The sequence below is a fragment of the Streptomyces sp. 15-116A genome, assembly GCF_025290915.1.
GTDB lineage: Bacteria > Actinomycetota > Actinomycetes > Streptomycetales > Streptomycetaceae > Streptomyces.
Genome location: NZ_JAOCQE010000300.1, coordinates 1 through 7,231, shown reverse-complemented (window position 1 = coordinate 7,231; position 7,231 = coordinate 1). Strand labels below are relative to the sequence as shown.

Below are 7,231 nucleotides of genomic sequence, written 5' to 3'. Positions count from 1 at the left end.
CTGGTGCGCGCCGCCCCCGAGCGGGCCGCGCTGCTGGCCCGGCTGCGCACCATGGGCCTGACCCGCGCCCAGGGCCGCCGGCTGCTCGTCCTGGAGTCGCTGCCGCAGGCCCTGCTCGCGGCACTGGGCGGCACCCTCACCGCCTGGGCCACCATCCGGCTGCTCGCCCCCGGCATCGACCTGACCATCCTCGCCGTCCCGGCGAGCACCTCCCCGCCGGGCCGGGCCACGCTGCACACCGACCCGGTGTCGCTGCTGGTGCCGGCGCTGGTGGTCGTGCTGCTCACCGTCGGGATCGCGGCGGCGCAGGCGTGGTGGTCGAGCCGCCGTGGGTCGGTGCAGGAGCTGAGAGTGGGCGATGCCCGATGACCCCGCCGCCGCGACGGCGTCCCGCGACCGCACCCGGAGGAGGTCCACGATGACCACGAACCCCACGCTGGCCGACCTGGCCCACCGCGTCACGGCGGACCGCGACCGCCCGGCCTTCGGCCATGACGCGCTCATCACCTGCGACCGCCTCGTCCGTGTCTTCACCGCGGACGGCGTGGAGGTGCAGGCCCTGCAGGGGCTGGACCTGCTGGTCCGCGAGGGCGAGCTGATGGCGCTGGTCGGCGCCTCCGGCAGCGGCAAGTCGACCCTGATGAACATCCTCGCCGGTCTGGACACCCCGACCGCCGGTGCGGCCCGCGTGGCCGGCCGTGATCTGCTCACCATGACCGCCCGGGACCGGCTCGCCTACCGCCGCGAGGTCGTCGGCTTCGTCTGGCAGCAGACCTCCCGCAATCTGCTGCCCTATCTGACCGCGGCACAGAACGTCGCGCTCCCCATGCAGCTGCACGGCGGGAAGACTCACGGCAAGGAACGGGTCCGGGGCCGCGCCGCCCGCCGGGCCCGCGCCGAACGTGTCCTGGAACTCCTGGAGTTGCTGGAGGTCGCCGACTGCCGCGACCGCCGCCCGCACGAGATGTCCGGCGGTCAGCAGCAGCGGGTCGCCATCGCCGTCGCCCTCGCGGGCGATCCGTCGGTGCTGCTCGCCGACGAGCCGACCGGCGAACTCGACTCCCACACCGCGGAACAGATCTTCGCCGCGTTCCGCACCGCGAACGAACGGCTCGGCACCACGATCGTGATCGTCACCCACGACCAGGCGGTGGCGAACGAGGTCCGCCGCACCGTCGCCATCCGCGACGGCCGCACCTCCACCGAGGTGCTGCGCCGCAGCGAGGTCGACGAGACCACCGGCCACGAACGGGTCGTCGCCCGCGAGTACGCGATGCTGGACCGCGCGGGCCGCCTCCAGCTCCCCGCCGAGTACACCAAGGCCCTGGGCATGCGCGACAGGGTGGCCCTGGAACTGGAGGAGGACCACATCGGGGTGTGGCCGGACAACACCGGCGTGTGAACGCGCCCCACAGGGGCGCGGGGAACTGCGCGACAAACCACAATGAACCGTCAGCCGCCGAACGACAGATCGAGGCACCCCGCCCCGCGAGCCTCAACGCACGCTGACGTCCAAGGCCCCGAGCCCGGCCCGCCGTACGGCGACGGACCCGTAAGCCGTCCGCAACCGCAACCAGGCCCCGGCCGACAACAACACAGGATCGGCACCCCGTAGGAACCCCAGTGCATGCGCGGCATGCACGGCCCGCACCGGCAACCCCGTCTCCCTGACGGTCCGCGACCAGATCTCCCGCCCGATCCGGTCAAGCTCGGCCCGAGTACGAGCCTCGGACGCCAACGCCTCCGTACGGGACCGGAATTCAGCCACACTAGCGGCGACCAGAGACCGCAACGCATCCGCCGCCGGAAGCCCGCCCACCGGCGTCCACCCACCCCGCGGCGGCAGCACCCCGGCCCACGGCGGCCCGGTGACCGCACCCGGCACGACGGCCGTGCCGGCCGCCTCGTCCACCGACTCCAGCAGCTCACCGGCGGAGACGGTGATGTCGAGGGTGACGTCGAGCCCGTTCTCGTACGGCTTGGCGAGCCGCACGGCGCGGATCGCCAGCACCTCGAAGGACGGCGGCCGGCCGAACACGGCCAGCGCGGTCCCGGCCGCCTGCATGCGCACGGCCGCCGAACGGTCGTAGTGGAGCAGCCGGGAGAGGAAGGCCGCGAGATCCGCCGCCTCCCCCTCGTCGGCGAGGTGGAGCACCGTCATGCGGCGACGGCCTCCTCCTCGGCGCCCTCGTCGTCCTCGGCGCCCTTCGCGGGGTCGTCCGTGTACTCCTGGAGGAACTCGCGCTCCTCCTCGGTGATCCGGCGGGGCCGCTGTGCCTCGAAGTCGAACGGCACGATCACGGTGGAGGCACGGACGTAGATCTGGTCGCCGTCCTTCACCTCGTAGGCGATGGTGAAGGACGCCGCCCGTATCTCCGTGACCCACAGCTCGATGTCGACCGGGTGGTGCCGGTGGACGAGCTGCCGCTTGTAGTCGATCTCATGGCGCGCCACCACGGACCCCTGCTTGAACTCCTTGTCCGGGCGGAACAGGAAGTCGATACGGGCTTCCTCCAGGTAGCGGAGGAAGACGACGTTGTTGACGTGGCCGTACGCGTCCATGTCCGCCCAGCGCAGTGGGCAGCGGTAGATGTGCCGCAAGATCGATCAGCCCCGGGTCAGCTTCTTGTAGGTGGCGCGGTGCGGACGCGCGGCGTCCGGACCCAGCCGCTCGATCTTGTTCTTCTCGTACGACTCGAAGTTGCCCTCGAACCAGAACCACTTGGAGTCACCCTCGTAGGCGAGGATGTGCGTGGCCACGCGGTCCAGGAACCACCGGTCGTGGGAGACGACCACGGCGCACCCGGGGAACTCCAGCAGCGCGTTCTCCAGGCTGGACAGGGTCTCGACGTCCAGGTCGTTGGTCGGCTCGTCGAGGAGCAGCAGGTTGCCGCCCTGCTTGAGGGTGAGCGCGAGGTTCAACCGGTTGCGCTCACCACCGGACAGGACACCCGCGGGCTTCTGCTGGTCCGGACCCTTGAAGCCGAAGGCGCTGACGTACGCCCGCGAGGGCATCTCGACCTGGCCGACGTTGATGTAGTCGAGCTCGTCGGAGACGACGGCCCACAGCGTCTTCTTGGGGTCGATGTTCTCGCGGCTCTGGTCGACGTAGGAGATCTTGACCGTGTCGCCGACCTTGATGTTGCCGGAGTCCGGCTGCTCCAGCCCCTGGATCATCTTGAACAGGGTGGTCTTGCCGGCGCCGTTCGGACCGATCACACCGACGATGCCGTTGCGCGGCAGGGTGAAGCTCAGGTCGTCGATGAGGACCTTCTCGCCGAAGGCCTTGCTGAGGTTGTTGACCTCGACGACGACGTTGCCCAGACGCGGGCCCGGCGGGATCTGGATCTCCTCGAAGTCCAGCTTCCGCATCTTCTCGGCCTCGGCGGCCATCTCCTCGTACCGGGCGAGACGCGCCTTGGACTTGGCCTGGCGGCCCTTGGCGTTGGAGCGCACCCACTCCAGCTCTTCCTTGAGCCGCTTGGCGCGCTTGGCGTCCTTCTGGCCCTCGACCTTGAGACGGGCCTGCTTGGTCTCCAGGTACGTGGAGTAGTTGCCCTGGTAGGGGTAGGCGCGCCCGCGGTCGAGCTCGAGGATCCACTCGGCGACGTTGTCCAGGAAGTACCGGTCGTGGGTGATGGCCACGACGGTGCCCTCGTACTTGGCGAGGTGCTGCTCCAGCCAGTTCACCGACTCGGCGTCGAGGTGGTTGGTGGGCTCGTCGAGCAGCAGCAGGTCGGGCTGCTCCAGCAGCAGCTTGCACAGCGCGACGCGGCGGCGCTCACCACCGGAGAGGTTGGTGACGGGCCAGTCGCCGGGCGGGCAGCCGAGGGCGTCCATGGCCTGCTCGAGCTGGGCGTCGAGGTCCCACGCGTTGGCGTGGTCCAGCTCCTCCTGGAGCTTGCCCATCTCCTCGAGCAGCGCGTCCGAGTAGTCGGTCGCCATCTGCTCGGCGATCTCGTTGAAGCGGTCGAGCTTGCCCTTGATCTCGGCGACACCCTCCTGGACGTTCTCCAGGACGGTCTTCTCCTCGTTCAGCGGCGGCTCCTGGAGCAGGATGCCGACGCTGTACCCGGGCGAGAGGAACGCGTCACCGTTCGACGGCTGCTCCAGCCCCGCCATGATCTTCAGAACGGTCGACTTACCGGCGCCGTTCGGGCCGACGACGCCGATCTTCGCCCCGGGGAGGAAGTTCAGGGTGACGTCGTCGAGGATCACCTTGTCGCCGTGCGCTTTGCGCGCCTTGCGCATGGTGTAAATGAACTCAGCCAAGAGAAACCGTCCGGCAGCTTGAAATCAGGCAGTGGGCAGATACACCCCATCTTGCCGCACCGCCACCCCTGGGCGGAAACCAGTAGGGGGCGGCGGTGCTGACCTGGGGCTTCAGTGACGGCGGCGGACGATGACCAGGCCCGCTCCGCCGAGGGCCACCAGAGCGATCGCGGTGCCCGCGATCCAGGGGGTGGCGGTGGAGGCGCCGGTTTCGGCCAGGTTGGTGTCGTCGGGTGCGCCGGCCAGGGGCGTGGGGCTCGGGTCGGTGAGGGTCTGGGTGGCGGTGCCCGTCTCCGCGGCGCGGGTGCGGCAGTCGAGCAGGCCGGTGAAGCGCTTCTCGAAGCCGTCCGGGCCGTGGACGGTGAAGTCGTAGGCCCGGTCCTCGCTCAGCGGAACCGTCACCGTGCGTGACGCGCCGGCCGCGACGGTGTACTTCAGGCCCGCCACCTCGAAGGTGAAGGGCGTGTCGCCGGGGTTGGTGGCGGTGAGGTCCACGCCGCCCTTGGCGCAGTTCTCGCGGGCGGACACCGCCGGTATGGCCCCCGTCTCGGCCCAGGTCGCACCGGCCGTCGCCGAGACGGTCGACTCGCTGGAGCCGGCGAGGACCTGCGTCTGGCTGCGGCTGTCGGAGGCGAACGCCCTGCCGACGGGCACGGTGGTCGAGGCGTGCACGGTGAGCTCGGCGGTGTCGGCCGGCGCGTCCTCGGGCACCTCGAAGTACAGCCGGCTGCCGTCGACCGCGGAGGCGACGGCCTTGCCGTCCCGGTCGACGATCCGCACACCGCTGGTGGCGGCGTCCGCGGGCGGCGCGACCGTCACGCTGCGCGCGTCCGTGCGCACGGTGACCGGGCCGAGCCGCTCACCGGGGCGGCCCGAGACGGCTGGCGGGTCCAGGGACAGCGACGCCCGGGGCTCCGCCTCGTTACGGGCGCTGCGGTGCAGGTAGTCCGCGAGCTGCTCGGCCTGCGGGTCGAGCGCGTCGACGTCCACGTCGTCGGAGTAGCGCCACACGGCCACCTGGGTGCCCGCGGCCGCGTCCTGCTCGGTGAGCCGGCCCCGGACGCCCGCCTTCTTCGCGAGCGCGGCGAGGTCGTTCACCTGGGGGTAGGAGTGGTGCAGGATCCAGCGGATCCGCCCGGCGTTGTCATTGGTGCCGAGCGAGGTCCCGCTCCAGGACGTCTCGTGGTACCGGGCGTCCTTCTGCGTGGGGGTGTGGATGTCGACGCAGTACGTCTGCAGCGTGCCGCCGCCCTCGACGGACATCTCGAACAGGCCCGCGGAGACCTGCTGCTCCCCCGAGGCGCCGCGTATCACGGCCGCGCCGTAGGTCTTCAGCCCGGCTATGGTCGCGGTCGCCCCGCCCTGGCTCGGCCCCGTCCCGGTGTCGTCGGCCGCGGTGGCCGTCCCGGCGCCCAGCAGACCGGCGGCGAGTCCGGCCACCAGTGTCCCGGCGGCGAGGCGGGCCGCCCCACGCCCACGCGCGGACGACGCAGAGAACGAAGCAAACACCGAATTCCCTTCCGAGCAGGACCCGTTGACGTGGGGGGACGGTCCCACCAGCAGAATCACCGGCCCCCAGAACGCCAGGAGCCATTTCGGCATCCTAAGGACGTGGCCCGACGCGCCGGCCGGTGATCCCTTCGGACGGCTGATCCGACTCGGAATCGTTATCGCCGCATGCGCAGATAAGCCGTAGTTCGGTCAGCGCCGGGCCCGCAGGCGCACAGGGCCCGGCGCTGACGTCATGTCACCGCGACCGGCTCGTGCCGCTGTTGTGCGACGTCCGCCCGCTCGTCCGCCGAATCACCGGGCGGGGTCTCCCAGTTGGGCTCGGGCCTGTCCTGAGCGACCGCGCCCGCCGCCTGCTCCGTCCGCTGCCTGCGCTGGAAGGCGGACGTCCCCCGGGTGAGGTCGTGGCCGATCGCCACCGCGTCGATGTCCGCCGACATCCACCCCTGCTGTCCCTCGCGCATCTCCGTGCGCACCTTCAGCCGGCCCTGCACGATCACGGGGTCGCCCACCGTCAGCGACGCCGCGGCGTTGGCGGCGAGCTGCCGGTTGGCCCACACCGTGAAGAAGTTGGTGTGCCCGTCGGCCCAGGTGCCCTTCTCCCGGTCCCAGTACCGTGATGTGACCGCGAGCCGGAACCTGGTCGACTCGCCGGTGGCCATCTCCCGGTGCACCGGCCGCGTCGCCACATTGCCCACCGCGCAGACCATCGTCTCGTTCATCGCGTCTCCCTCCCTCACCCGGGACCGTCACCGGCGCCGGGCGGATACGCGTACGGGCCCGTCCCGTACGGAAGCGTCCGCCGCGACGGTCGCCGCATCTGCCGCAACCGTCGCCGCGCAGCCAGACTGCCTCCGCACGGGCCGAGCCCGCTGAGCCCTGTGGACCACGGCCGCCCTGTGGAAAACCCCACCACCCGAACGAGCCGCTCCGCGTCCACCGCAGCGCCTGACGCCCCCAGCGCCAGACGCCGTTCCCGAGCGCCCGGCGCCGGGCGCCGCCCCCGTCACCCCACCCCCGCGACCCGCCCGTACCGCTCCCGTACCTCCCGGTACCGCAGCAGCTCCGCCGCCACCGGATCGAGGACGCGGGCCCGGCCGCACCCGGCCGCGGCCTCCCGCAATCGTCTCTCCGCCTCCAGCCCGTACCGCCGTGCGGGCCCCCGGGCCGCCATCTTGCAGCTCCACTCGATGAGCGGCCCGCCGACGATGCCGATCACCATCAGCAGCACCGGAACCCCCAGGTTCGGCGCCATCACCCCGATGATCTGGCCCAGCAGCCACAGCCCGCCCACGAACTGCAGGATCGTCATGGACGCCTGGGCGAGCACGGCGGCCGGCCACCACCCGGGCCGCGGCGGCTTCCCCGGCGGCAGCCCTGCCCGCACGGCCAGCTCGTCCAGCGCCTCCGGCAGCCCCTGGGAGCCGCGTACGGCCGCCTCCCGCACCGC

7 protein-coding genes and 1 pseudogene are annotated in these 7,231 nt (G+C 71.6%); 2 read left to right on the top strand and 6 right to left on the bottom strand.

What is annotated here, in order from left to right; all coding sequences use genetic code 11:
* Together N4P33_RS30320 and N4P33_RS30315 are read left to right on the top strand one after the other, a co-directional pair.
* On the top strand, positions 1-369 hold a 369-nt coding region (locus N4P33_RS30320), incomplete at its 5' end, for an FtsX-like permease family protein (RefSeq protein ID WP_260830145.1).
* Positions 370-418: 49 nt separating this feature from the next.
* A complete protein-coding gene (locus tag N4P33_RS30315) occupies positions 419-1,402 on the top strand; it encodes an ABC transporter ATP-binding protein (RefSeq protein ID WP_260830144.1) in 984 nt (327 codons plus the stop codon).
* A gap of 93 nt (positions 1,403-1,495) precedes the next feature.
* On the opposite strand, the gene N4P33_RS30310 is transcribed toward N4P33_RS30315, so the two are convergent.
* From N4P33_RS30310 to N4P33_RS30285, 6 genes and pseudogenes are all read right to left on the bottom strand, one after another.
* Positions 1,496-2,161: a hypothetical protein gene (locus tag N4P33_RS30310; protein WP_260830143.1), complete on the bottom strand. Its 666-nt coding sequence runs from the start codon at positions 2,159-2,161 to the stop codon at positions 1,496-1,498.
* On the bottom strand, positions 2,158-2,601 hold the full coding sequence (locus tag N4P33_RS30305; protein WP_260830142.1) for a thioesterase family protein: 444 nt from the start codon (positions 2,599-2,601) through the stop codon (positions 2,158-2,160). Before N4P33_RS30305 ends, N4P33_RS30310 begins: the two co-directional genes overlap by 4 nt.
* Positions 2,602-2,607: 6 nt before the next feature.
* A complete protein-coding gene (gene ettA / locus N4P33_RS30300) occupies positions 2,608-4,272 on the bottom strand; it encodes an energy-dependent translational throttle protein EttA (RefSeq protein WP_260830141.1) in 1,665 nt (554 codons plus the stop codon).
* Between the two features lie 111 nt (positions 4,273-4,383).
* Positions 4,384-5,781 carry a Cys-Gln thioester bond-forming surface protein gene (locus N4P33_RS30295; protein WP_260830146.1) on the bottom strand — a complete coding sequence of 466 codons (1,398 nt, stop codon included), beginning with the start codon at positions 5,779-5,781 and terminating at the stop codon, positions 4,384-4,386.
* A 233-nt stretch (positions 5,782-6,014) separates the two neighbouring features.
* Positions 6,015-6,503, bottom strand: coding sequence for a single-stranded DNA-binding protein (locus tag N4P33_RS30290; protein WP_260830140.1), 489 nt, complete (start codon positions 6,501-6,503; stop codon positions 6,015-6,017).
* A gap of 284 nt (positions 6,504-6,787) precedes the next feature.
* A pseudogene (locus N4P33_RS30285) lies at positions 6,788-7,231 on the bottom strand (ATP-binding protein); the annotation flags it as partial.

Bases quoted from the DNA above. Each gene is read 5' to 3' on its own strand.
- N4P33_RS30290 (WP_260830140.1), bottom strand. From the start codon at position 6,503: ATGAACGAGACGATGGTCTGCGCGGTGGGCAATGTGGCGACGCGGCCG.
- N4P33_RS30310 (WP_260830143.1), bottom strand. From the start codon at position 2,161: ATGACGGTGCTCCACCTCGCCGACGAGGGGGAGGCGGCGGATCTCGCG.
- N4P33_RS30315 (WP_260830144.1), top strand. From the start codon at position 419: ATGACCACGAACCCCACGCTGGCCGACCTGGCCCACCGCGTCACGGCG.